The sequence below is a fragment of the Occultella kanbiaonis genome, assembly GCF_009708215.1.
Lineage (GTDB): Bacteria > Actinomycetota > Actinomycetes > Actinomycetales > Beutenbergiaceae > Occultella > Occultella kanbiaonis.
The window spans coordinates 2,825,918-2,850,520 of the sequence record NZ_CP046175.1; the positions used below are offsets into that span (position 1 = coordinate 2,825,918).

The window sequence follows — 24,603 nt, forward strand, 5'->3', positions numbered from 1 at the left end:
CGCCTGACGCGGGTGCCTCACGCCGCGGACGTGGTGTCGTCCGCGAGGGCCGCGTCGAGTTCGGCGTCCTCCTTGGCGCGGCGCTTGTCGGCACGCTTGTCGTGCTGGAAACAGATGAACACGGCGATGAAGTAGAGCCCGACGATCGGCAGTGCCATCAGGATCATCGAGATCGCGTCCGGCGTGGGGGTCGCGAACGCGCAGAACGTGAAGATCCCGACGATCGCCCAACGCCAGCCCTTGAGCCAGGTCTTGCCGCGGACAAGTCCGAGGAAGTTCACGACGACCATGATCAGTGGCATCAGGAACGCGATGCCGAACGCCAGCATGAACTGCATGACGAACTTCAGATAGACGTCGGCGCCGATCCAGTTCACCGAACCCTCGGGGGTGAACTCGGTGAGGATCCGGACGGCGTTCGGAAGTACCGACCACGCCAGGTAGGCGCCGGCGAAGAAGAGCGGGACCGCCGCGGCCACGAACCCGAGGGCAGACCGTCGCTCCTTCGTCGTCAGTCCCGGAGTGATGAACGCCCACACCTGGTAGAGCCACCACGGCGAGCTCACCAAGGCACCGACGAAGAGTGCCACTCGGATCTTGATGTCGAACGAGGTCGCGATGCCCCCGAAGTTCAGGGCTGCGACCCTGCCCTCCTCGGCGAGCCGGTCGATGGGTGCCTGCAGGGCCTGGAACACCGGATCGAAGAGGAACCAGCCACCGATCGTGCCCACCGCGAGGCCGATCGCGGCCAGCACGAAGCGCTTGCGAAGTTCGCGTAGGTGCGCGGTCAGGGCCATCCGCGCTTCCGGATTGCTCTTGCGCGCCCCAGTGTTCAGGGCCACGGGAGGTTAGCGGTTGGCGTCGCCGGGCGTATCACCCGGTGCTGTGCCACTACTGCCCTGCTGGGTGCTGGTCGGCACGCTCTGGGTCTGCGAACCCTGCGGAGCCGCTGGGGCGTCCGTGGTGGAGTTCGGGTCGACGGCGTCGACGTCGTCACGCAGCTCCCTGACCTCCTGCTTGAAGATCTTCATGGACTTACCCACGTTGCGCGTGATGTCGGGTAGCTTACTTGCGCCGAAGATCAGGAGAACTACGACGAGCAGCACGATGATGTGCCAGAGTTGCGGCCGCATGATTGGCCCTCCGCCTTGAGGTTGGGTTCTGTGTGGTCATTCTAACGTCTGTCTGACGCGGTGCTAGAACGGCATCCCGATCGAGCGCCACCTGGCCAGAGTACGCGACCGCCGCTCGTGTACGCGCCCGCGCCGCGTGGCGAGATTCTCGGCGCGTCGGGACCGCCAGGTCTCGCGTTGTTCCTCGGTCGCGACCAGGTCGGGCCGGAACGTGCGCGCCGGCCCGGCAGCGGCCTCGAGCTCGGCCATCTTCGCGGACAGCTCGCCGAGCACCTGGGACGTCGTTCCCGCCTGCGCCATCAGCGCCTTCGCAGACCGCCACAGGCGCCGGCCGAGGAAGAAGGCACCCACGAGGGTGGCGAGGACGAGGACCGTCCACACGCTGAACCAGAGCACGTGCGCCAGCCTACTGGGTGACGCCCGGTCCGCCGTCGACGGCCGCATAGGCGTCCAGGGCCGCCCGGGCCCGCTCGGCGATCGAAGAGGCGACTTCGGGCGGGTGCACGGCCCGCACGTCCCCACCCAGGCCGAGCACCAGGTTGTGCAGCCAGGCCAGGTTCACCACGTCCAGCTCGACGGCGAACCAGCCCTCCTCGAGGTCCGTCACGGACGCGCTGGGGTACTTCTCGGCCACCCAGCGGGCCCGGGAGGCCAGTTCGAGGCGCACGTGCCACTGCGCGGTCGTCAGTTCGGGATCGGTGCGCTCGCTCAGGGCCACGTCCGGGTGCGCCGGCGCTTCGGAGTCCAGCACCGTCACCTCGAGCATCCGGTCGAGCCGGAACTGCCGGACGCCGTCGGCCCGGTGGCACCACGCGTAGAGGAACCAGCGCTCGGCGTCGGTGAGTAGTTGCAGCGGGTCCACCACGCGTTCGCTGACCACGTCGGAGCCGGACACGTAGCGCAGCCGCACCTGCCTGCCGTCGGCGAGGGCCGAGCGCAGTGCCGTGAGCCGCTCCCCGACGTCCTCGGCACCGACGTACACGTCCACGGCGTCGGCGGCACCGGCCGCCTCCCCCGCCGCGGCCCGGAGCTTGTCGATCGTGGAGACCAGCACCGGGTCCTGCGCCAGCGCGGGCGTGGCCTGCAACGACCGCAACGCGACCAGCAGGGCCACCGCCTCCTGTGGGCCGAGCCGCAGCGGCCGGTCCATCCCCCGTGCGTCGGTGAGCGTGAGCAGGTTCCGCTCGTGATCGTCGACGGCGAAGTCGATCAGGTCATCGGGCAGGTAGCCGGGGGTGCCGGAGACCCAGAGCGTGCTGATGTCCAGGAGCACCTGCCCCTCGGTGACCCCGAAGTGCGCCGCCACGTCCGCGACCGGCACGCTCGGGTGGCTCTCGAGGTAGGTGATCAGGGCGAGCATGCGGACCAGCCGGTCCTCGGCGGTCTCGGCCATCAGGACTCCCCTCCAAGGCTCGCGGCCGGCCGCAGGCGCGCCAGCACCGCCTCACGAAGTCGCGGCGGGTCGAGCACCAGGACCGCGTCGCCGTAGCCGGCCAGCTCCTCCGCGAACAGGTCGAGATCGCTGATGTCGACGGCGATCACATCCCGGTCCGAGGGCCGGGGTACCTGCGCCGCCGGTGCCGCCGGCACCGGCCCGGCCCCCGCCGTCGGGCCCTCGATCTCGACGGCGCGGGCGCGCAGCGCCGACGCGCGCTCGGGGCGTAGCGCCAGCGTGGCGCGGATGATCGGCGCCTCCCGGTGCGCACTCGCCCGGTCGGGCACCTGGACGGACCCGGGCTCACCGATCCGGCTGACCCGCCCCACGATCCGGGACAGCCGGAACTCACGCTCGGCGGCACGCTCGATGTCATGGCCCACCAGGTACCAGCCGCGATCCTTGGCGTACAGACGCCACGGCTCGACCGTGCGCTGCTTGGTCCGGCCCGTGTTCGCGGCCCGGTAGGTGAACCGGACGGTGATCCGGTCCGCGATCGCGTCCAGCAGGGCCCCGAAGTTCGCGTCCGGACCGCGCACCCGCAGCGCCAGGCCGGCGTGCAGGGCGGCGTCCTCGAGCTCGCTGACCGCTCGCACCTTCGTCAGCGCCCGGCGTGACTGCGCGGACAGGGTCGAGTCCTGCCAGACCTCGGCGGCGAGTGAGAGCGCTCCGACCTCGGCCGGCGTGAACGCCACCGGTGGCATGTCGTAGGAGTCGGTGTCGATCCGGTAGCCGATGTCGTCCTCGTGGGCCGCGTCGGTGAGGGTGACGATCGGGACGCCGAGGGTGCGCAGCGCCTCCTTGTCCCGCTCGAACATCCGGTCGAACGCCGCGTCGTTCCTGGCGTCCGCGTAGCCGTTCACGCCGCGCCGGATCTGTGACTTCGTCATCCGATGGGGCGTGTTGGCCAGCGCGATCACCAGATCCAGCAGCCGTTCGGCGGGTTCGACACGCTCACTCATACTGCGAGGCTAGTCGCGATAGGTTGCCGGGATGATCAACTGGCGCGACGGCGTGGTGCGCTCGCTGGGCAGGAGCTGGCCGGGGGCGCTCGAACTCGAGATCGACATCGAGGGCGGGCCGAGCGGGATCCGCGCCCTTGCCTACCCAGAACTGGTCGGTTCGCCGGAGGTCGGCGACCGGGTCAGCGTCACCACCACGGCCCTCGCCCGCGGCCTGGGCACCGGCGGCTACGCACTCGTGGCCGCGCTGCCCGACCGCCTGCCCGCTGACCCGCCCGTGGGGCCCGGGCACATCGTCAAGGCCCGGTACACGCCGCTGCAGACGATGGTGCTCGGGGTGGATGAGCAGGAGTCCGCCCACCACGAGCTCCTGCGCGAGGCCGACGACCTCGCCGGCCTGCCCGTGGTGGTCGCGGATCTGCACTCCGCGCTGCCCGCGATCGTTGCCGGGGCACGGCTGGAGGCCTCACGGGCAGGGCTCGTGGCGCCGCGCGTCGCGTATGTGATGACCGACGGCGGGGCGCTGCCGGCCTGGTTCTCCCGGACCATCGGGGCGCTGCGCGAGGCGGGCTGGGTCGCGGCGACGATCACCGTGGGGCAGGCGTTCGGCGGGGACCTCGAGGCGGTCACGGTGCACACCGGCCTGCTCGCCGCCGCCCTCGTGGTCGAGGCCGATCTGGTGGTCGTGGCACAGGGCCCCGGGAACCTCGGCACCGGGACGCGGTGGGGCTTCTCCGGCGTCAGCGCCGGCGAGGCGGTCAATGCCGCCGCCGTGCTCGGCGGCCGCCCGATCGCATGCCTGCGTGTCTCCGGGGCCGACGCGCGCGAGCGCCACCTGGGCATCTCGCACCACAGCCTGACGGCGTACGGTCGGGTCGCGCTCGCGCCCGCAGACGTCGCGGTGCCGGTGTTCGACGGCGAGCTGGCGCCGTTGGGTGTGCGCGTCGCGGAACAGGCCGCGCTGCTCGAGGCGGCCCCGGCCGGCCACCGGCTGGTGCGGATCGGCACCGAGGGTCTGCTGCCCGCGCTCGCGCAGACGCCGGTGCGGCTGTCCACGATGGGCCGAGGGCTCGAGGAGGACCCTGCGTCGTTCCTCGCGGCTGGCGCCGCCGGGGTGCACGCGGTCCGGATCGCCGAAGGACGCTGACGGGCGGCTCGCGAAACTGCACCGGGGTCTCTCCATCGCCCGACGTGGCACGTTTACGATGATGGTGCCACAATGGAGCCATGGATGCCACACTCGTGCTGGGTCAGCAGGGCCGCCTCGTCATTCCGGCTGAGGTCCGTGCGGCGCTCGGGCTTGCGGCAGGAGACCGACTTCACCTGCAGCTCAGAGGTCAACGCGTTGTACTGGAACGGCCTCAGGACGCCGTCGCCGAGTTGCGCGGGTTGGCCTCCGAGGTCCCTGAAGAACGCTCCCTCGTCGATGAACTGCTCGCCGAGCGGCGGCTCGCAGCGGCTGCCGGCGAGTGACGGTCCTCGACGCGTCGGCGGTCCTCGCACTGCTGCACAGCGAGCCCGGCGCCGAGATGGTGGCCACCGAGCTTGACGGGGCGTCCCTCGGCGCGGCCAACCTGGCCGAAGTGATCGGCAAGCTGGTGGACGCCGGAGTCGATCCGAGTCGGGTCCGTGAGTTGCTGCTCACCGCCGGCGTGCGAATCCAGCCAGTGCTCGAAGAAGACGCCGAACTGGCCGGAGCCATGCGGGCGCTGGACGGAGGCAGGAGCCTTTCGCTCGGCGACAGATGTTGCCTCGCCCTCGCGGTACGCAGCGATCCCCCGGAGGTCCTCACCGCAGATCGTGCCTGGGCCGACCTCGACCTGCCTGTACGAGTGCGGCTGATCAGATAGCGGTCGGCCAGAGCGCTCACTGCGTCGTAACGGCACCATCAGCGCGCGTCGCCACCCTCATGAGCGGCGACCAGACTCGCCAGCCGGCCGGCGGCGGCCCTGCCCCGCTCGCCGTCGACCCGCTGGATCGCCATGACGGCGAGCGTGCGTCCGTCGGCGAGGTCGAGCTGGACCCAGTCCCTCTCCCCGAATCGCACGGAGACGATCTCGGCCCAGTCCAGGCGATGCGTCAGGATGACGTTGCGGACGGTGAGTCCGTCGGGGTCGGGCACGGCCCGGACGCCGGCCTGCCGGGCCAGGAAGGCACACACGAGCGCGACGATCACGGCGGCGGCGACCTGGTCCGGCACCCGGGGCTCGTCCAGCCGGTTCAGGACCACCACGAACACGACCAGGCCGGCGACGAGCCAGACCACGATCACCAGGCACGCGATCCGGGTCGCCCGGGGGCGGAACGGCGCGTAGGGGTCGGGGTCGGTGGCCATGACGCGCAGCCCTACAGGCGACTCGCGGTGATCGAGGTGACGATGATGGCGCGGGCGCCGACGTCGTACAGCTCGTCCATCACGGCATTCGTCCGCTCGCGCGGGACCATCGCCCGCACCGCCGCCCACCCGCTGCGATGCAACGGCGAGACCGTCGGGGACTCCAGGCCGGGCGTGATGGACACGGCCGCATCCACCTTCTCGACCGGGCAGTCGTAGTCCATGAGCACGTACCTGCGCGCCACCAGGACACCGTGCAGGCGCCGGTCGAGCACGGTCAGGCCGGGCTTCGGCTCCGCGTTCGGCCGGATCAGGACCGCCTCGGACTGCAGGATCGGGTCACCGAAGACCTGCAGTCCGGCCGCCCGCAGGGTGCTGCCGGTCTCCACGACGTCGGCGACCAGATCGGCGACGCCGAGCTGGACCGTGGACTCGATGGCACCGTCGAGACGCACCACGTCGGCCGTGACGCCCCGGTCGGTCAGGTAGTTGCGCACCAGCACCTCGTAGGAGGTGGCCACGCGCTTGCCCTCGATGTCCTCGAGCCGGCTCACGCTGCCCTCCGGTCCGGCGAACCGGAACGTCGAACCGGCGAAGCCGAGCGCCCGATGTTCCAGAGCGTCCACGCCGGAGTCCAGGAGCAGGTCCCGTCCCGTGATCCCGGCGTCGACCACGCCGGCACCGACGTACACGGCGATGTCCCGGGGACGCAGGAAGAAGAACTCCACGTCGTTCTCCGGGTCCGGCAGGACCAGTTCACGACCACCGTCGCGGCGCTGGCGGTAGCCCGCCTCGCGGAGCATGTTGGTGGCGGGCTCGGAGAGGGAGCCCTTGTTCGGCACGGCGATTCGCAACACGTCGTCAACCTTGTTGGTTCGTGCCCCGGCGAACGGGGCGAAGTTTCGGTGGCTTGCTTCCAGGCGTGCGGTGCCGCCGCTCAGAGGTGGCGGTACACGTCCTGCGGGGTGAGGCCCTTCGCGACCATGAGCACCTGCAGGTGGTAGAGCAGCTGGGAGATCTCCTCGGCCGTCTCGGCGTCGGTCTGGTACTCCGCGGCCATCCACACCTCGGCGGCCTCCTCGACGATCTTCTTGCCGATGGCATGCACGCCCGCGTCCAGCTGCGCCACCGTGCCCGAACCCTCGGGTCGGCTGATGGACTTCTCCCGCAGTTCGGCGTACAGGTCGTCGAAGGTCTTCACGCCCCGAGCCTACTCGGCACCGATCAGGTCGTTGGTGTACGCCTCCGATGCTGAGACGGGCTCGGTGATCAGCCCGGTCCGCGTCATGAACTCCGCCATCTGCTCCCAGGTCGCGTCGTCCTGGGTCCCCCACGGGCCCTCGAGGTCGCCGTAGAGCGGGATGGTCTCCTCTGCGGTGGCCAGGGTGATGGCCTCCTGCTCGGCGGTCACGGTGCCCGGGACCTCCTCGGCGGCGGCGTCGACGGCGACCTGCGGGTCCGCAGCGATGTCGGCGACCGCACGCCCGACGGCGGTGATCACCGCTGCGAGTGCGTCTGGTTCGGCGGCGAGCACGTCGTCCGTGGTGCCCAGGCCGATGCCGACGAGCGGGATGTCGGTCCCGATCGGGACGCCGCGGACCGCCAGGCCGGTGGCCCGGAACTGCGGGATGTCGTTGTTGGCGTAACCCATGACGGCGTCGACGTGCCCCTCGGCCAGGGCGCTCTGCTGGGTGAACCCGACGTGCTCGATGGTGACGTCGTCGGTGGTCAGGCCGGCGGCGTCGAGCATGGCGAGCAGGCCGAAGTAGGTCTCGCCGAACGGGCCCGGGACCCCGATGCTGTGCCCGGCGAGGTCGGCCGCGGAGGTGATCTCGGAGTCCTCGGGGACGATGAGCGTGACCGGGTAGGTCTGGTAGAGGGTTGCGATGCTGACCACCGGGGTGCCCTGGGAACGGGCCTGCAGCATCTCGTCGCCCCCGGCGACGACGACGTCCTCGGTGCCACCGGCCAGGGCGCCGAACAGGTCCTCCGACTCGCCGTGGTGCCGCAGGGTCACGTCCACCCCGGCCTCCTCGAAATAGCCCTGCTGCGCCGCGACGTAGAACGGGGCGAACTGGACGTTCGGCACGTACGTCAGGCCGATGGTGAGCTCGGGCAGAGCAGTAGCCCCGCCGTCGGGCTCGTCGGCGCCGCAGGCACCGAGCGCGAGGGTGAGGGCCGCGGCGCCGGTGAGCGCCGCGAGGATGCGGACGGGGTGCGCGGTCAGAGCCATTGGATGCGCCTTTCGAAGGAGCGGATGAGGTAGAAGACGCCGATCGCGAGGGCGACGAGCGCGACGAGCACGGCGAACATGCCCTCGATGTCGGAGCGGTCCCGGTAGACGGACAGCAACAGGCCGAGGCCCTGGCCGCCCATCACGAACTCCCCCACCACGGCCCCGGTGACGGACAGCACGAAGCCGTTCCGGATGCCGGCGAGCAGGGCGGGCAACGCGAGGGGGCCCTCGATGTGGACGAGCAGGCGCCAGCGCCCGGCGCCGTCGACCTTCGCGGCGCCGATCACGTCCGGGTCGAGGGTGCTCAGGCCGAGGGTGGTGTTCACGAAGATCGGGAAGAAGACCAGCAGGGCGCACAGCAGTGCGGTGGGCAGCAGGCCGTAGCCGAACCAGACCACCAGCAGCGGGGCGAGGGCGACGGCGGGGATCGCCTGGGAGGCGGCGAGGTAGGGCCCGATCGCGGAGGCCACGAGGCGGGACCGGGCGACGAGGTAGCCCAGCGGAACGGCTACGGCCAGCCCGAGCAGGCTGCCGAGCACGGCCTCGGTCAGGGTGTGCCCGGCGAAGCCGAGCAGGCCGCCCTCACGCAGTTCGAGGACGAAGCGGGAGGCCACCGCGGTGGGTGTCGGGAGGACCCGGTCCGGCAGCACTGTTGCCAGTCCCTGCCACGCGAGCAGTCCGAGCGCGCCGAATGCGACGGGTGCGACGAGTTCCTCGCGGGCCACCTGCCGTTCTCCTTCCCCAGGCGTACCCCGGGGAAGGACGGCGCACCGCGCGTCCGTCCGTCGGCGCCGGGATCGACCCGACGCCGCGTGCATCCTCCCATCCGGACTTTAACCGTCGGTCCTGGAGTTCCACCAGGTCAACCGACCACCGACGAGCAGTGGCCGGGTCGCGGACTATCACCGCCGGCTCGGACTTTCACCGACCCCGGAGCACGTTCTTGCTGATCCGATTCTGACACACTCGGGCAGCCCCACGCGTATGAGGACGGTCACGCCCGGATCGCGAGACGCCCTGTGCCGGGGTTGCGGGCAGGCAGCGACGCCGGGTTCGGCGTCAGCCCTGGTACGCCGCCTCGGCGAGCTCGCGCAGGGCGGCGATCTCGGCGTTCGGGTCGTCGGCCGAGTAGACGGCGGAGCCCGCCACGAACATGTTCGCGCCGGCCTGCGCGGCGGCGCCGATCGTGGTCCGGGACACGCCACCGTCGACCTGCACCCAGATGTCGGCGCCGAGCCCGGTGATGGCGTCCCGGGTGCGCCGGATCTTCGGCAGGGTGCCCTCGATGAAGGACTGACCCCCGAACCCGGGTTCCACCGTCATGACGAGCACCATGTCGAACTCGGGCAGCAGGTCCAGATAGGGCTCGATGCCGGTGCCGGGCTTCAGCGCGATCGCCGCCCGGGCGCCGCGCTTGCGCAGCTCGCGCGCGAGCCGGACCGGTGCGCTGGACGCCTCCACATGGAAGGTGACCGACCGTGCGCCGGCCTCGGCGAACGCGGGGGCCCAGGTGTCCGGGTCCTCGATCATCAGGTGCACGTCGGCGGGCAGCTCGATGCGGGCGAGGAGCCGCTCCACCACCGGAAGCCCGAAGGTGAGGTTCGGCACGAAGTGGTTGTCCATGACGTCCAGGTGCACGAAGTCGGCGGCGGAGATCCGCCCGACCTCACCGGCCAGGTCGGACAGGTCGGAGTTCAGCACGCTGGGAGAGATGAGGATGCCCATACGGGCGAGCGTAGTGCTGCGCGAGGTCAGGCCCGGATCAGTGCCAGGAACATCGCGTCCGTGCCGTGCCGGTGCGGCCAGAGCTGCACGTACGGGCCGTCCAGGTCGCCGAGCGGTTCGGCGCTCACGCCGGCGAGCACCTCGACGGCGTCCAGGAGCGTCGCGCCGTCGGTGCGCTTGAGCACGTCCTCGACGACGAACCTGGTCTCGGCCAGGTGCGGCGAGCAGGTGACGTACGCGACGACCCCACCGGCGCGGGTGGCGGCCAGGGCGGATGTGAGCAGTTCTCGTTGGAGCTGGCCGAGGGCCGACAGGTCCGACGGCGAGCGGCGCCATCGCGACTCGGGTCGCCGCCGCAGCGCCCCGAGGCCGGTGCACGGCACGTCGACGAGGACCCGGTCGTAGCGTCCGGGCTCGGTGCCGCCGATCTCCCGCCCATCGCCGGTGCGGACCTCGATGCCGGGCAGCAGGCCGCGCACGGCGGTCATGGACTGTTCGACGAGCCTGGCCCGGTGCTCGGCGACCTCGTTGGCGACGAACAGCCCGTCCGGCGCCCGCTGGGCCAGCAGGGCGGCGGACAGCGCGGCCTTCCCACCCGGGCCCGCGCACAGGTCCAGCCAGGTGCGGTCCGGACCCTCCACGGGCACGGCCGCGGCCGCGAGGGCGACGAGCTGGCTCCCCTCGTCCTGGACGCCGATGCGCCCCGAACGCACGGCTTCGAACGCGCCGGGGTCACCGCCGCGAAGCACGAGAGCGGTCGAGGCCCACCGGCCGGGGTCCGCGTCGGGCACGTCCTCGGGCGCGGCCAGACCGGGACGCACCACCAGATTCACCGCCGGGGAGGCGTTGTCGGCCTCCAGCAGTGCCTCGAGGTCGCCGTCACCGGGACCGGTCTGCGCGAGTGCCGAGCGCATGGCCCGGACCACCCAGGCCGGGTGCGAGTGGACCGCGGCCAGGCGGGCGGTCTCGTCCTTCGCATCGGCGCCGATCAGGTCCAGCCACTCGGCGAGGGGGCGTTCGGTGATGCGCCGGAGGACGGCGTTGACGAGTTGGGAGGGTCCGGTGCCGCAGGTGGACCGGGCCAGACCGACGGTCTCGGAGACGGCCGCGTGACCGGGCACCCGCATGCCGAGGACCTGGTGGGCGCCGAGCCGCAGCACGTCGAGGACCTCGGCGTCGAGGCTCGTGGCGTCGCGGCGGGAGGCATGGGCGATGATCGCGTCGTAACGGCCCTGCATCCGGAGCGTGCCGTAGGTGAGCTCGGTCGCGAACGCCGCGTCCCGGCCGCGGATCTGCCGCTCGGTCAGGACCGGGGGCAGCACCAGGTTGGCGTAGGCGTCGGTGGCCGCGACCGACCGCAGCACGTCGTATGCGGCGCGGCGTGCGGGGTCTGTGCCGCGGTTGCGCTCGGAGGGGCGGGAGGAGGTGCGCTGTGAGTCGGGGCGCCGGCCGCGGTCGCGCGAGCCCCGGCCCTGAGCCGGCCGGCCCGATCCACGGCCGCCCCGCTGCCCGCCGCCCGAGCCGTGGCCACTGTCCCGGTCCCCGCCGGGGTCACGGCCACCGCCCTGGTTCCCGCCGCCCTCAGACATCGGAGCCGACCTCCACCCGGTCGAAGGAGGCGTCCGCGGGCAGCCGTGCGCCGCGCAGCCAGTCCGAGGCGGCCATCCAGCCGCGACCCGGCGGGGCGATCGCGTCGAGCCGGACCGCCTCCGAGCCGGTCCCGACCAGCACGGCGCCGTCGACGTCCGCGAGCTGCCCCGGGGCAAGGCCGGCGTCCTCGACCACCGGCAGCACCGGGCCGAGCTTGTACCGATCGCCGTCGCGGGTGGTCCAGGCACCGGGGGCGGGCGTGCAGCCGCGGATCCGCCGGTCGATGGCAAGCGCCGGCAGCGACCAGTCGACGCGCGCGTCCGCGCTGTTCAGGCGGGGCGCGAGGCTGATCCCGTCGGTGGCCTGGGGCACCGGCCGGGCGGTGCCGGCCTCGATGGCGTCCAGCGTGGCCAGCATCAGCGCGGGCCCGGCCTCGGCCAGCCGGCCGAGCAGGTCCGCAGCCGTGTCCCGTCGCCGGATCGGCTCGGTGAGGGTGCCGTAGACGGGTCCGGTGTCCAGCCCGGCCTCGATACGGAACGTGCTCGCACCGGTCATGTCGTCGCCGGCCATGATCGCGTGCTGCACCGGGGCGGCGCCGCGCCAGGCGGGCAGCAGGGAGAAGTGCAGGTTCAGCCACCCGTGCCGGGGCAGCGACAACGCGGGGTCGCGCAGCAGCGCACCGTAGGCGACGACGGGTGCACAGTCGATGTCCAGCGCGGTCAGGGCCGCCAGCGTCTCCGCCTCGTGCGGCCGCGAGGAGGTGATGACCGGGACGCCGCGCTCGTCCGCGAGGGCGTGCACGGGACTCCGGGTGATCACGCGCTTGCGGCCGACCGGTGCCGGCGGCCGGGTGAGCACGCCCACCACGTCGTGGCTGGAGTCCAGCAGGGCCGCCAGGGTGGGCAGGGCGACGGCGGGGGTGCCCGCGAACAGCAAACGCATACGGGGCAGTCTAGGAGTCCGGGATGCCCAGCCCGAGCGCGACCAGGTCCGCGCGGAACGCCTGCGCGTCCGTGAACAGCAGCGCCTGGAAGCCCAGGTCCGCGGCCGCGGCCACGTTGGCCGGTGAGTCGTCGATGAATACCGTCTCCTCGGGCACGAGCCCGGTGGTGCGGATCAGCAGTTCGAAGATCGCGTGGTCCGGCTTCGCCAGGCCGACGGCGCCGGAGACCAGGATGTCCTCGAACTCGGTCAGCACCGGCGCGGCCCTCGGGGCGTGCTCGAACGTCTCGGCGGACCAGTTCGTCAGGCCGAGCACCCGCACCCCGGCGGCCATCAGGTCCCGTGCGATCTGCGCCGTGCCCGGGACCTCGCCGACCAGGGAGCGCTCGAAGTCACGCAGGTAGGCATCCATGTGGTGGACGTGGTCCGGCGCCCGGTCCGCGACCTCGGGCCGGGCCTGCGCCCAGGTGCGGCCTGCGTCCAGGGACCGGTTCAGGGTCGGGAAGTCGACGGCTGCCATGAACTCGGCGACCTCGCCCTCGCTGAGCCGGCCCTCGAAGACCGCCACCGGGTCCCAGCGGATCAGGACGTTGCCGAGGTCGAACACGACGGTGGTGATGGTCCGGTCGATCTTGGTCACGCGGGGGCCTCCTGGCCTGGGCGGTGTGATGGAACTCACCACAAGTGGTCGGGGTCGATGCGGACCCGAACGACGCCGGGTTCCTTGCGGGCACTGCGGATCGCCTGCGCCTGGGCCAGTGCGACGCTCAGCTCGTCCCCGGCGCGGCGGTCGATGCGCACCAGGGTACGCAGCATCTCCTCCTCCGCGGCCTGTTCCGGGCCGCCGGCGTCCTCGACCGGCACCGGGCCGAGGACCTCCGCCTCGGCCGGCAGACGCAGGTGCCGCATCATCGAAGCGAGCGCGCCCGAACCGCCGGTGAGGGTGGCGAGCCGCACCAGCGGCGGGAACGAGAGCTCCTGCCGCTCGCTGAGCTCGCGCCCGGCGTGCCCGACGGGGTCCCAGCGCACCAGGGCCTGCACGGGCACCGGGGCACCCTGGCCGAGGATCATCACCTCTCCCCCGTCACCGGAGGACCGGACCAGGGCCGCGGCACGCAGCCAGCGGCGCAGCGCCTCCACCCCGGCCGAGAGCTCGGGCCGGTTCGTGATCAGGGCGGCGTCCAGGAGCAGGGCGCCGGTGTACCCGCCGTCCGCCGATGGTTCCGCGCCGGGCGTGGCGACCACGAGCCGGGGTGCGGCGGGCACCCGGTCCAGCACGCCGCCGTCGCGCCCGGAGACCGTCACCGGCACCCCGGGGAACGCGCGGCCGAGCTCCTCGGCGGTGCGGCCGGCGCCGGTCCGCATCGCGCGCACCGCCGTGGCGCCGCACTCACCGCAGGCCCACGCGGTGGCGTGCCGGCCGCACCAGCGGCACTGCGGCGGCGCGTCGGCGCGATCGAGCCGGAGCGGGCCGTGGCAGTGGCTGCAGCGGGCGGGGGTGCGGCACCGGGCGCACGCCACCACCGGCAGGTACCCGGCCCGGGGCACCTGCACCAGGACCGGCCCCCGCGCGAGGGCCCGGCGCGCCAGTGCGATCGCCGGCGCCGGGATCCGGGCCCGGCCACCTTCGCCCTCCCGGGCCAGGTCCGCCTCGCCGGGGGCGATCACCCGGGGCGCACGGGCGCGCACCATGGCGCGGTCCGCCTGCAGTGAACGGGCCCACCCGTCGGCGACGAGCAGCTGGGCCTCGGGGGTGCGGGCGAATCCGCCGATGAGCGCCGCGGCGCCCGCCAGGTCCGCCCGCTGGACCAGGACCTCGCGGGTGTGCGGGTACGGCGCGCGCGGCTCGGCGAGCAGGTCGTCCCCGTCGTCCCAGCAGACCACGAGACCGAGGTTCGGCAACGGCGCGAACGCGGCGGACCTGGTCCCGACCACCACATGGGTGCGCCCGGTGAGGGCGCGCACGAACCGCCGGTAGCGGGCCGAGGCGCCCTGCTCGGCGGTGAGCACCACGTGCTCGATCTCCAGGGCGTCCAGCGCGGCCCCCAGGGTCGCGACGTCCCGGGCGTCGGGGACGCTCACGATGGCGTCGCGCCGGCCGGCACGGGTCGCGAGGACCGCCACGGCCACGGCAACGGCCCAGTGCGGGTGTTCGGTGCCGCCGAGCTCGACCCGTCCGGGCAGCGCGCACCAGGCGGCCCGCGGTGAGTCGCCGGCGCCGATCCGGCGCAGGAAGGCGGCACCGCCCGGGTAGTCGGCCCAGTGCGCGAGTCGGTCGGCGTCGAGGACGACGTCGGCGCTGGTCGGGTCGGGCAGAGGTGCCTGCCCGACGGCGGAGCCCGCCTCGGGTGCGGACGCCGGCTGCTCGGGAACGGCCTCCGGCTGCGCGAGCACGGCCTTCTCCGCGGTGGCGTGCCGCGGTGGAACGGCCAGGCGGAGCACGTCGGTGCTGGTCCCGGCGTAGCGCCTGGCCACCGCGCGAGCCAGCTCGTGGACGGCCGGGGTGAGCACGGGCAGCGGCGAGACCACCTTGCGCAGCGGCGCGAGGGTGCCGGGGTGCGTCGTCCCGGACGTCCGTCCGATCAGGTACCCGTCCCGGTCGGTGCCGGCGAACCGCACCTTGACCCGCACGCCCGGCTGCGCGGCGGCGTCGAGGGCGTCCGGGATGCCGTAGTCGAAGGTGTGGTCCAGGTGCGGCAGCGGCATGTCGACGAGCACCTGCGCCACCGCTGCGAACCGGGTGGAAGCGGGCGCGGGTGCGACGAGCCCCGGGTCGAGGAGGCTGGGTTGTTCCGGTGCCGGCACAGGACTGATCCCATCATGAACGACGGACACCCCACGTCCGGGGTCCACAGGGACCCGGGCGTGGGGTGTCGGCGCAGCGATCAGGCGACTGCAGCCTTGAGGGCGTCGACCCGGTCGGTCCGCTCCCAGGTGAACTCCGGCAGCTCGCGCCCGAAGTGGCCGTAGTTGGACGTGAGCGCGTAGATCGGCCGGAGCAGGTCCAGGTCCGCGATGATGGCCCGCGGACGCAGGTCGAAGACGGACGTGATCGCGTCGGTGATCTTCGCCGTCGGAACGGTCTCGGTGCCGAAGGTCTCCACGTACACCGCGATCGGGTGGGCACGACCGATCGCGTAGGACACCTGCACCTCGCAGCGGCGCGCCAGCCCGGCGGCCACGATGTTCTTCGCGACCCACCGCATGGCGTAGCACGCGGACCGGTCGACCTTCGACGGGTCCTTGCCACTGAAGGCGCCACCGCCGTGACGGGCCATGCCGCCGTAGCTGTCGACGATGATCTTGCGGCCCGTCAGGCCGGCGTCGCCCATCGGGCCACCGACCACGAACGTGCCGGTCGGGTTCACGTAGAGCTTGTAGGAGGAGACGTCCAGACCGGTCTTCGCGGCGTACTCGCCGAGGACGTGGTCGATCACGTGCTCGCGGATCGCCGGCTCCAGCTGGTCCGCGAGGCGGACGTCGGCCTCGTGCTGTGTGGAGAGCACGACCGTGTCGACGGCCACCGGGCGGTCACCGTCGTAGGCGACCGTGACCTGCGTCTTGCCGTCGGGCCGCAACCCCGGCACGATGCCCTCCTTGCGGACCTGGGTCAGGCGCGCGGAGAGACGGTGCGCGAGCACGATCGGCAGCGGCATCAGCTCGGGCGTCTCGTCGGTGGCGTAGCCGAACATCAGGCCCTGGTCGCCGGCACCCTGGAGGTCGTTGGGGTCGTCGTCGGTGGCGTCCGTGCGCACCTCGAGGGCCTTGTCCACACCGACGGCGATGTCCGGGGACTGCTGGCCGATGGAGATCGAGATGCCGCAGGAGTCGCCGTCGAAGCCGATGTCGGAGGAGGTGTATCCGATGCCGTTGACGACGCCGCGGATCAGTCGCGGGATCTCGACGTAGCTGTCGGTGGTCACCTCCCCCGCGACGTGCACCAGACCGGTGGTCACCATCGTCTCGACCGCGACCCGGGAGGTCGGGTCGGCGGCGAGCATCGCGTCCAGAATCGAGTCGGAGATCAGATCGCACACCTTGTCGGGGTGCCCCTCGGTCACAGACTCCGAGGTGAAGAGGCGAGTAGTCATGGGGGCGAGCCTAACGGCAACCGGGCCCCACGGTTGCGCATCGTTCAGTCCGTGAACAGCGGACCGATCACGTCCCAAAGTCCTGCGGCCACCTCGTCCTTGGTGCCCTGGACGGTCGCGACCTCGGCACCGGACGCGTCCAGCACCACCACGTGGTTCGGCACGTCGCCGAAGCCCTGGCCGTTGCCGACCTGGTTGACCGCGAGCAGGTCGGCCCCCTTGCGTCGTGCCTTGGCACGACCGTGGTCCAGCACGCTGCCGCCGGCGTCGCCGGTCTCGGCGCCGAACCCGACGATCACCTGGCCCGGGCGTCGCCCGGCCGCGAGGGCGGCGAGGATGTCCGGGTTCTCGGTCAGCTCGATCGGCGCGACCGATCCGTCCGCGGTCTTCTTCGTCTTCGACCCGGCCACCTGGACCGGTCGGAAGTCGGCGACGGCGGCCGCCATGACGAGCACGTCGGCGGTGCGCGCGCGGTCGGTCATCACGTCGTACAGCTCGGCGGTCGTCTCCACGGCGGTGACCCGGACGCCGTCGGGCAGGAGCGCGGCGTCCACGTTCGCGGCGACCAGCTCGACGTCGGCGCCGCGGGCGGCGGCGACGGCCGCCAGGGCGGCGCCCTGCCGCCCGGAGGACCGGTTGCCGATGAACCGGACCGGGTCCAGCGGTTCGCGGGTGCCGCCGGCGCTGATCACGACGCGACGTCCGGTCAGCGAGCCCGACGGCGTCGCCCCGTCCGCGGTGGGCGCGGCAGCTGCCGGGTCGGTCACCAGGGCGAGCGCGGCGAGGAGGATCTCCTCGGGCTCCGGCAGCCGGCCGGGCCCGGAGTCGGCGCCGGTGAGCCGCCCGTCGGCCGGGTCGAGCACGTGCACGCCACGCTCGCGCAGCGTCGCGACGTTCGCCCGGGTCGCCGCGTGATGCCACATCTCGGTGTGCATGGCCGGCGCCATCAGTACCGGGGCGGTGACCGTGAGCAGCGTCGCGGTGAGCAGGTCGTCGGCGTGGCCGCCGGCGGCACGGGCGAGCAGATCCGCCGTCGCCGGGGCGACGATCACGAGCTCGGCCGCCCGGCCGAAGCGGACGTGGTCGACCGTGTCGGCGCCGTCGAAGACGCTCGTGGTGACCGGGTGCCCGCTGAGGGCCTCCCAGGTCGGTGCGCCCACGAACGCCAGGGCGGCGTCCGTGGGCATGACGCGCACGTCGTGCCCGGCCTCTCGGAGCAGGCGCAGCAGCAGGACGGCCTTGTAGGCGGCGATCCCCCCGCCGACCCCGAGGACGACGTGCACGCTCGGGCTCAGTCCTCGGTCGGCTCGACCGTAAGAAGACCCTCGTTGATCTCGCGCATGGCGATGGAGAGGGGCTTCTCCTGCTGCTTGGTCTCCACGAGCGGGCCCACGTACTCGAGCAGCCCTTCGTTCAGCTGCGCGTAGTAGGCGTTGATCTGACGCGCACGCTTGGCGGCGTAGATGACCAGGGCGTACTTGGAGTCGGCTGCCTCGAGGAGTTCGTCGATCGGCGGATCGGTGATGCCCTCGGGTGCGGCAACGGTTCCTGACATGTCGGGAGAACCTCGTGTGTGCTTGGGGGTGTTCGAACGCTCTAGTCTAGCGGTTCACATCGTCGGTGTGTGTGAGGCGCTCGCGAGGCTGGGGCGCGCACCCCATCAGGGCCACGAGCTCGTCGGTGGCCCGGTGCACGTCGTCGTTGATGATCGTGTGGTCGAACTCAGCCGCAGCGGCCAGCTCCACCTGAGCGGTGACGAGCCGTCGCTCGCGCTCCTCGGCGTCCTCCGTGCCGCGGCCCTCGAGCCGGCGGACCAGTTCCTCCCAGCTCGGTGGAGCAAGGAACACGAACCGCGCCTCGGGCATCGTCTGACGCACCTGCCGGGCGCCCTGCAGGTCGATCTCCAGCAGCGCCGGCTGCCCGGCGGCGAGCCGCTCGGCCACCGGCTGGCGCGGGGTGCCGTAACTGTTGCGCCCGTGCACCACGGCCCATTCGAGGAACTCCCCGCCCGCGACCATGGCCGCGAACTCCTCCGGCTTGAGGAACAGGTAGTGCACGCCGTCGATCTCGCCGGGGCGGGCCGGGCGGGTGGTGGCGGAGACGGACAGCCAGATGTTCGGGTAGCGGGCCCGCAGGTCCGCGGAGACGGTGCCCTTGCCGACGGCGGTCGGACCGGCCAGGACCGTGAGCCGAGCGGGGGTGGTCTGCTCAGCCAAACCGCTCGACCAATTTGGCGATCTGGTTCGGTCCGAGGCCGCGTACCCGGCGGCTCTCGGAGATGCCCACCTCGGTCATCACGGCGCGCGCGGTGATCTTGCCCACCCCGGGCAGGGACTCCAGCAGCGAGAGCACCTTGAGCTTGCCGACGGCGTCATCCGTTGCTCCCTCGGCGATCACCTCGGAGAGCTTGCCACCGGAGTACTTCAGCCGGTTCTTCACCTCGGCGCGGGTGGCGCGGGCAGCGGCGGCCTTCGCGAGCGCATTCGCGCGCTGCTCCGGTGTCAATGGGGGAAGAGCCACGGTGATTACCTTCAACTCTCGAAGCGGTGGTCGGCGAAGTCGTTCCTAGGCAACCTAGCGATGCGAACGCCGCAGATCAATCGCGGGCGTGGTGGGCGGGCCCACTATCCGGCGACGGCGCGGCGCAGTTCCTCGTTGATCGCCCGGGCGGCCGTGAGCAGGTCGCCGGCGTCGGGCCCGGCCCGCAGAACGTCCCGGGAGCTCGACGGCAGCACCGCGCCGAGGGCGTCGGCGAACACGTCGCGGATCTGCGCCGCACCGCCGCCCTGGGCGCCGACCCCGGGTGCCAGGAGCGGGCCGCGGACGGCGCCGAGGTCCACCCCGAGCTCGCGGGCCGCGGAGCCGACGGTCGCCCCGACGACCAGCCCGACGCTGCCGAGCGGGGCACCCGCCTCGATCTCGGCGGCGTTCGCCGCAGCCGCCTGCCGCGCGATCAGCGCGGCGACCGGGACGCCGTCGGCCAGGGCGTGCTGCACCTGGGCACCCTCCGGGTTGGACGTCAACGCGAGCACGAACACCCCGCGGCCCGTTGCCAGGGCCGCGTCGATCGCGGGCCGCAGGGTCTCGAACCCCAGGTAGGGCGAGAGTGTGACGGCGTCTCCGGCCAGCGTGGAGTCCTTGCCGAGGAAGGCGTCGGCGTAGCCGTCCATCGTGGAGCCGATGTCACCGCGCTTGGCGTCCACCACGCAGAGCAGGTCGGCGGCGCGGCAGGCCGCGATCGTGTCCTCGAGAGCGGCCATGCCGGCGCTGCCGTACCGCTCGAAGAACGCGGACTGCGGCTTCACGGCGGCGATCTGCCCGGCGAGGGCCTGGACGACCCGCAGCGAGAACTCGCGGACCCCGCTGGCGTCGTCGGGCAGACCCCAGCGCTGCAGCAGACCCACGTGCGGGTCGATCCCGACGCACAACGGGCCACGGGCCGCCATCGCCTCGCTGAGCCGAGTGCCGAACCCGGCTCCCGCGAACGTCTCGCCCGCGCTGGTCGTCGACGTCGTGATCGCACTCATGTCCGCTCCCTCGTTCCCTGGTGGTTATTGTGCCGGTCCTGTTCGGTGTGGCCCAGTCAGGCGCGCCCGGCGGCCTCGACCCGGTCCGCCCTGGCGGCGTCATGCTCCTGGAGCGACCGGACCGCGAACGGCCCCCGCCGGATCGCCTCGATCGCCTGAACAGCTGCCGTGAACTGCTGCGTGGTGGTCGAGATTGCCTTGTCAGCGGCCGTGGTCGCGGTCCGGATGTCGTACCCGTCCGCCCGGGCCCCCTTGCTGCCCGGGGTGTTGATGACCATGTCCACCTGCCCCGCGTTGATCAGGTCGATGATGGTCGGCTCCCCGTTCGGGCCGGGACCGTCGGAGGCCTTGCGGACCACCTCGGCGGCCAGGCCGTTGCGGCGCAGCACGCTCGCCGTGCCGGCCGTCGCGAGGATCCGGAACCCGAGCTCGATCAGGCGGCCGGTCGCCATCGTCAGGGACCGCTTGTCCCGGTCCGCCACGGACACGAACACGGTGCCCTCGGTGGGCAGGCCTCCGAACGCCGCGGCCTGCGACTTCGCGAACGCGAGCGGGAAGTCCACGTCGTAGCCCATCACCTCACCCGTCGAACGCATCTCCGGCCCCAGCACGGTGTCCACGACCTGACCGGACGCGGTGCGGAACCGCTTGAACGGCAGCACCGCCTCCTTGACGGCGATCGGCGCGTCGAGGTCGGTGTGGCTGGCGTCCTGCTCGGGCAGGACGCCCATCGCCCGCAGGTCGGCGATCGAGTGGCCGCTCATCAGCAGCGCGGCCGCCTTCGCCAGCGGCACGCCGGTGGCCTTCGCGACGAACGGCACGGTCCGTGACGCGCGCGGGTTCGCCTCGAGCACGTACAGCACGTCCGCGGCGAGGGCGAACTGGATGTTGATGAGCCCGCGCACGCCGACGCCTTCCGCGATCGCCTCGGTGGACGTGCGGATCCGGTTGATCATCGAGTCCGAGAGGGTGACCGGCGGCAGCACGCACGCGGAGTCCCCGGAGTGGATCCCGGCCTCCTCGATGTGCTCCATCACGCCGCCCAGGTACAGCTCGGTGCCGTCGTAGAGGGCGTCCACGTCGATCTCGATCGCCTGGTCCAGGAACCGGTCGACGAGGACCGGTGCGGGCAGCAGCGCCCCGGCGTCGCTCGCGCCGGTGGCCCGGCGTACGTAGTCGACGAGCTGGTCGGCGTCGTAGACGATCTCCATGCCGCGTCCGCCGAGCACGTAGGACGGCCGTACCAGGACCGGGTAGCCGATCCGGTCGGCGATCTCGGTGGCCTGCGCCAGGGAGATGGCGGTGCCGAACGCGGGGGCCGGCAGCCCGGCGTTGAGCAGGACCTGCCCGAACTGGCCGCGGTCCTCGGCCGCGTCGATGGCCGACGGCGGGGTGCCCCAGATGGGCAGGCCGGCGGCGGCGAGGCGGTCGGCCAGTTTGAGCGGAGTCTGGCCGCCGAGCTGCACGATCACCCCGGCCACCGGCCCGACTGCGACCTCGGCCAGGTAGACCTCGAGGACGTCCTCGAACGTGAGCGGTTCGAAGTACAGCCGGTCCGCGGTGTCGTAGTCGGTGGAGACCGTCTCCGGGTTGCAGTTGATCATCACGGTCTCGTACGTGCCGGAGAGCGCCAGGGCGGCGTGCACGCAGGAGTAGTCGAACTCGATCCCCTGCCCGATCCGGTTGGGCCCGGACCCGAGGATCAGCACCGCGGGACGCTCCCGGCCGGCCACCTCGGTCTCGGCGTCGTAGCTTGAGTAGTGGTACGGGGTCTGGGCGGCGAACTCGGCGGCGCAGGTGTCCACGGTCTTGTAGACCGGCCGAAGTCCGTAGGCGTGCCGCATCTCGCGGACGGTGGCCTCCCCCAGGCCGCGCATCTGTGCGATCTGGGCGTCCGAGAAGCCGTGTCGCTTCGCTCGGGCCAGGACGTCTGCCTGGAGGGTCGGTGCGTCGGTGATCTCGCGGGCGACCTCGTCGAGCAGGAAGATCTGGTCCACGAACCACGGGTCGATGCCGGTGGCCGCGGTGATCTCCTCGAGGGTGGCGCCGCCGCGGATCGACTGCTGCAGGTCCAGGATCCGGTGGTCGGTGGGGACCCGGATCGACTCCAGGAGCAGCCCGGTCTCCTCGGCGTCCGGAACCGGCCCGGCCCAGGAGAACGAGGAGTTGTCGGTGTCGATCGAGCGCATCGCCTTCTGCAGCGCCTCCGTGAAGTTGCGACCGAGGGCCATCGCCTCCCCCACGCTCTTCATCGTGGTGGTGAGCGTGGGGTCCGCGGCCGGGAACTTCTCGAACGCGAACCGCGGAACCTTGACCACGACGTAGTCGAGGGTCGGCTCGAACGACGCCGGCGTGGAGCCGGTGATGTCGTTCGGGATCTCGTCGAGCGTGTAGCCCACCGCGAGGCGGGCAGCGATCTTCGCGATCGGGAAGCCGGTGGCCTTGGAGGCCAGGGCGCTGGACCGGGACACCCGTGGGTTCATCTCGATGACGACGATGCGCCCGGTGCTCGGCTCGACGGCGAACTGGATGTTGCAGCCGCCGGTGTCGACGCCGACCTCACGGATGACCGCGATCGAGATGTCCCGCAGCCGCTGGTACTCGCGGTCGGTCAGGGTGAGCGCCGGGGCCACGGTGATCGAGTCTCCGGTGTGCACGCCCACCGGGTCGAAGTTCTCGATGGAGCAGACGACCACCACGTTGTCCGCACGGTCCCGCATGAGCTCGAGCTCGAACTCCTTCCAGCCGAGGATGGACTCCTCGAGGAGCACCTCCGTGGTCGGTGAGTAGTGCAGCCCGGCGCCGGCGATCTGACGCAGCTGGGTCTCGTCGTAGGCGATCCCGGAGCCCAGTCCGCCCATGGTGAAGGACGGTCGCACCACGACCGGGTAGCCGAGGTCCTCGACGGCGGCGAGACAGTCCTCGATGGAGTGCGCGATCGCGGAGGCGGCCACCTCGGCGCCGCACCGCTCGACGACGCCCTTGAAGAGCTGCCGGTCCTCGGCCGCGTTGATGGCGGCGATGTTCGCGCCGATCAGTTCCACGCCGAACCGTTCCAGCACCCCGGCCTCGTGCAGCGAGATGGCCGTGTTGAGCGCGGTCTGTCCGCCGAGGGTGGGCAGCAGCGCGTCCGGGCGTTCCTTCTCGATGATGGACGCGACCACCTCGGGCGTGATCGGCTCCACGTAGGTGGCGTCGGCGAACTCCGGGTCGGTCATGATCGTGGCCGGGTTGGAGTTGACCAGGATGACCCGCAGGCCCTCCTCGCGCAGGACCCGGCAGGCCTGGGTGCCGGAGTAGTCGAACTCGGCGGCCTGGCCGATGACGATCGGGCCGGACCCGATGACGAGGACGCTGGAGATATCGGAACGACGGGGCATCAGTTGGCGTCCTTCTGGGTCTGCGGGGTCGTGGCCCGGTCCGGCGTGGCGGTGATCAGGTCGACGAACCGGTCGAAGAGGTAGGCGGCGTCGTGCGGCCCGGCTGCTGCCTCCGGGTGGTACTGCACGGAGAACGCCGGGATGTCGAGGCACTGCAGGCCCTCCACCACGTTGTCGTTCAACCCGATGTGGGAGACGATCACGCGCCCGTACCGGCCGCCGTCGTGCGGGGCGATCGACTCGCCGTCGATCGGCGCGTCGACGGCGAACCCGTGGTTGTGGGAGGTGATCTCGACCTTGCCGGTGGTGACGTCCTTGACGGGCTGGTTCAGGCCGCGGTGGCCGTACCCGAGCTTGTAGGTGCCGTACCCGAGGGCCCGGCCGAGGATCTGGTTGCCGAAGCAGATCCCGAAGTACGGCAGGCCGGCGTCGAGGACCTCACGCAGCAGCGCCACCTCGTGCACGGAGGCCTCGGGGTCACCGGGGCCGTTGGAGAAGAATACGCCGTCCGGGTTGAGCGCGGTCAGGTCGGCGATCGTGCTGCGCGAGGGCACCACGTGCACCCGGACACCCCGCTCGGACAGCCGTTGCGGGGTCATCGCCTTGATGCCGAGGTCGACGGCCACCACCGTGGCGAGCGGCTCACGGCCGGCGAACGCGCCGGCCGGCTCCACCACGTAGGGCTCGGGAGTGCTGACCTCGCGGGCGAGGTCCGCGCCGGCCATCTGCGGGCTGGCCAGGACCTGGGCGAGCAGCTCGGCCTCCCCGTGGGTCCCGGGCAGCGTCGGCAGGGCGTCGCCGGAGAAGATCCCGGCGCGCATCACGCCCTCCTCGCGCAGGCGGCGGGTCAGGGCGCGGGTGTCCACGTCACTGATCGAGACGATCCCCTGGGCGGCCAGTTCGTCCTCGAGCTCGCGGCGCGAACGCCAGCTGGACGCCCGGCGGGCCCGGTCCCGCACGACGAAGCCGGCGACCCAGATCTTCAGGGACTCCGGGTCCTCGTCGTTCACGCCGGTGTTCCCGATGTGTGGGGCCGTCATGACGACGATCTGGCGGTGGTAGGAGGGGTCCGTGAGGGTCTCCTGGTAGCCGGTCATGCCGGTGGAGAAGACGATCTCGCCGAACGTGACGCCCCGCGCGCCGTAGGCGCGCCCGCGCATGACGGTGCCGTCCTCGAGGACGAGCAGGGCGGCGTCCGCCGCCCGGTGGCCGGCGCTCTCGCTGGACGTCATCAGTGTCACCTCGGT

26 protein-coding genes and 1 riboswitch are annotated in these 24,603 nt (G+C 72.2%); of the genes, 3 read left to right on the top strand and 23 right to left on the bottom strand.

The window, feature by feature from the left end; translation table 11 throughout:
* Positions 1-17 precede the first annotated feature (17 nt).
* From tatC to GKS42_RS13065, 5 genes are all read right to left on the bottom strand, one after another.
* The gene (gene tatC, locus GKS42_RS13045) at positions 18-842 is read right to left on the bottom strand and encodes a twin-arginine translocase subunit TatC (RefSeq protein WP_354002654.1); all 825 of its coding nucleotides are present in this window, start codon (positions 840-842) and stop codon (positions 18-20) included.
* Positions 843-848: 6 nt separating this feature from the next.
* Entirely contained in the window at positions 849-1,133 is a 285-nt protein-coding gene (gene tatA / locus GKS42_RS13050; protein WP_154794217.1) for a Sec-independent protein translocase subunit TatA, read from the bottom strand.
* Positions 1,134-1,196: 63 nt separating this feature from the next.
* Complete coding sequence (locus tag GKS42_RS13055) at positions 1,197-1,529, bottom strand: hypothetical protein (RefSeq protein WP_232847644.1); 333 nt, start codon at positions 1,527-1,529, stop codon at positions 1,197-1,199.
* Between the two features lie 10 nt (positions 1,530-1,539).
* Entirely contained in the window at positions 1,540-2,526 is a 987-nt protein-coding gene (locus GKS42_RS13060) for a helix-turn-helix transcriptional regulator (RefSeq protein ID WP_154794219.1), read from the bottom strand.
* Positions 2,526-3,530: a helix-turn-helix transcriptional regulator gene (locus GKS42_RS13065; protein ID WP_154794220.1), complete on the bottom strand. Its 1,005-nt coding sequence runs from the start codon at positions 3,528-3,530 to the stop codon at positions 2,526-2,528. Before GKS42_RS13065 ends, GKS42_RS13060 begins: the two co-directional genes overlap by 1 nt.
* 31 nt (positions 3,531-3,561) lie before the next feature.
* Between GKS42_RS13065 and GKS42_RS13070 the strand changes: the two genes are divergently transcribed.
* The 3 genes from GKS42_RS13070 to GKS42_RS13080 all read left to right on the top strand — a co-directional run bounded on the left by GKS42_RS13070 (position 3,562) and on the right by GKS42_RS13080 (position 5,380).
* A complete protein-coding gene (locus GKS42_RS13070; protein WP_154794221.1) occupies positions 3,562-4,677 on the top strand; it encodes a DUF3866 family protein in 1,116 nt (371 codons plus the stop codon).
* Between the two features lie 80 nt (positions 4,678-4,757).
* Positions 4,758-5,003, top strand: a complete 246-nt coding sequence (locus GKS42_RS13075; protein WP_207632292.1) for an AbrB/MazE/SpoVT family DNA-binding domain-containing protein — start codon at positions 4,758-4,760, stop codon at positions 5,001-5,003.
* Entirely contained in the window at positions 5,000-5,380 is a 381-nt protein-coding gene (locus GKS42_RS13080; RefSeq protein ID WP_154794222.1) for a type II toxin-antitoxin system VapC family toxin, read from the top strand. The genes GKS42_RS13075 and GKS42_RS13080 overlap by 4 nt, the downstream gene beginning before the upstream one ends.
* Positions 5,381-5,418: 38 nt before the next feature.
* Here GKS42_RS13080 and GKS42_RS13085 read toward each other — a convergent pair whose 3' ends face one another.
* The 18 genes from GKS42_RS13085 to carA all read right to left on the bottom strand — a co-directional run bounded on the left by GKS42_RS13085 (position 5,419) and on the right by carA (position 24,588).
* Entirely contained in the window at positions 5,419-5,865 is a 447-nt protein-coding gene (locus tag GKS42_RS13085; protein ID WP_154794223.1) for a PH domain-containing protein, read from the bottom strand.
* Between the two features lie 11 nt (positions 5,866-5,876).
* Positions 5,877-6,722 (bottom strand): ATP phosphoribosyltransferase, encoded by an 846-nt coding sequence (gene hisG, locus GKS42_RS13090; protein ID WP_154794224.1) that lies wholly within the window; start codon positions 6,720-6,722, stop codon positions 5,877-5,879.
* Positions 6,723-6,802: 80 nt separating this feature from the next.
* Positions 6,803-7,066: a phosphoribosyl-ATP diphosphatase gene (locus GKS42_RS13095; RefSeq protein ID WP_154794225.1), complete on the bottom strand. Its 264-nt coding sequence runs from the start codon at positions 7,064-7,066 to the stop codon at positions 6,803-6,805.
* Positions 7,067-7,075: 9 nt separating this feature from the next.
* Positions 7,076-8,098 (bottom strand): ABC transporter substrate-binding protein, encoded by a 1,023-nt coding sequence (locus GKS42_RS13100; RefSeq protein WP_154794226.1) that lies wholly within the window; start codon positions 8,096-8,098, stop codon positions 7,076-7,078.
* Complete coding sequence (locus tag GKS42_RS13105; protein WP_232847645.1) at positions 8,089-8,826, bottom strand: ABC transporter permease; 738 nt, start codon at positions 8,824-8,826, stop codon at positions 8,089-8,091. The genes GKS42_RS13100 and GKS42_RS13105 overlap by 10 nt, the downstream gene beginning before the upstream one ends.
* An 84-nt stretch (positions 8,827-8,910) precedes the next feature.
* Positions 8,911-9,043: riboswitch (FMN riboswitch) on the bottom strand.
* Positions 9,044-9,160: 117 nt separating this feature from the next.
* Positions 9,161-9,826, bottom strand: coding sequence for a ribulose-phosphate 3-epimerase (gene rpe / locus GKS42_RS13110; RefSeq protein ID WP_154794228.1), 666 nt, complete (start codon positions 9,824-9,826; stop codon positions 9,161-9,163).
* Positions 9,827-9,852: 26 nt separating this feature from the next.
* Complete coding sequence (locus GKS42_RS13115) at positions 9,853-11,415, bottom strand: RsmB/NOP family class I SAM-dependent RNA methyltransferase (protein WP_154794229.1); 1,563 nt, start codon at positions 11,413-11,415, stop codon at positions 9,853-9,855.
* Positions 11,408-12,358, bottom strand: coding sequence for a methionyl-tRNA formyltransferase (fmt, locus tag GKS42_RS13120; protein ID WP_154794230.1), 951 nt, complete (start codon positions 12,356-12,358; stop codon positions 11,408-11,410). The genes GKS42_RS13115 and fmt overlap by 8 nt, the downstream gene beginning before the upstream one ends.
* A 10-nt stretch (positions 12,359-12,368) precedes the next feature.
* Entirely contained in the window at positions 12,369-12,998 is a 630-nt protein-coding gene (locus GKS42_RS13125) for an HAD family hydrolase (RefSeq protein WP_154794231.1), read from the bottom strand.
* A 35-nt stretch (positions 12,999-13,033) separates the two neighbouring features.
* Positions 13,034-15,163 carry a primosomal protein N' gene (locus GKS42_RS13130; RefSeq protein WP_232847646.1) on the bottom strand — a complete coding sequence of 710 codons (2,130 nt, stop codon included), beginning with the start codon at positions 15,161-15,163 and terminating at the stop codon, positions 13,034-13,036.
* Positions 15,164-15,243: 80 nt separating this feature from the next.
* Positions 15,244-16,449 (bottom strand): methionine adenosyltransferase, encoded by a 1,206-nt coding sequence (gene metK, locus GKS42_RS13135; RefSeq protein ID WP_154794232.1) that lies wholly within the window; start codon positions 16,447-16,449, stop codon positions 15,244-15,246.
* A 44-nt stretch (positions 16,450-16,493) separates the two neighbouring features.
* Entirely contained in the window at positions 16,494-17,732 is a 1,239-nt protein-coding gene (gene coaBC / locus GKS42_RS13140) for a bifunctional phosphopantothenoylcysteine decarboxylase/phosphopantothenate--cysteine ligase CoaBC (RefSeq protein WP_154794233.1), read from the bottom strand.
* 8 nt (positions 17,733-17,740) lie between these two features.
* Positions 17,741-18,004 (bottom strand): DNA-directed RNA polymerase subunit omega, encoded by a 264-nt coding sequence (gene rpoZ, locus GKS42_RS13145; RefSeq protein ID WP_154794234.1) that lies wholly within the window; start codon positions 18,002-18,004, stop codon positions 17,741-17,743.
* A 46-nt stretch (positions 18,005-18,050) separates the two neighbouring features.
* Complete coding sequence (gene gmk, locus GKS42_RS13150) at positions 18,051-18,665, bottom strand: guanylate kinase (RefSeq protein ID WP_154794235.1); 615 nt, start codon at positions 18,663-18,665, stop codon at positions 18,051-18,053.
* Positions 18,658-18,969, bottom strand: coding sequence for an integration host factor, actinobacterial type (gene mihF, locus GKS42_RS13155; protein ID WP_133108129.1), 312 nt, complete (start codon positions 18,967-18,969; stop codon positions 18,658-18,660). The genes gmk and mihF overlap by 8 nt, the downstream gene beginning before the upstream one ends.
* Before the next feature lie 104 nt (positions 18,970-19,073).
* Entirely contained in the window at positions 19,074-19,976 is a 903-nt protein-coding gene (gene pyrF / locus GKS42_RS13160) for an orotidine-5'-phosphate decarboxylase (RefSeq protein ID WP_154794236.1), read from the bottom strand.
* 56 nt (positions 19,977-20,032) lie between these two features.
* Positions 20,033-23,356: a carbamoyl-phosphate synthase large subunit gene (gene carB, locus GKS42_RS13165; protein ID WP_154794237.1), complete on the bottom strand. Its 3,324-nt coding sequence runs from the start codon at positions 23,354-23,356 to the stop codon at positions 20,033-20,035.
* A complete protein-coding gene (gene carA / locus GKS42_RS13170) occupies positions 23,356-24,588 on the bottom strand; it encodes a glutamine-hydrolyzing carbamoyl-phosphate synthase small subunit (protein WP_154794238.1) in 1,233 nt (410 codons plus the stop codon). The genes carB and carA overlap by 1 nt, the downstream gene beginning before the upstream one ends.
* Positions 24,589-24,603: the final 15 nt, after the last annotated feature.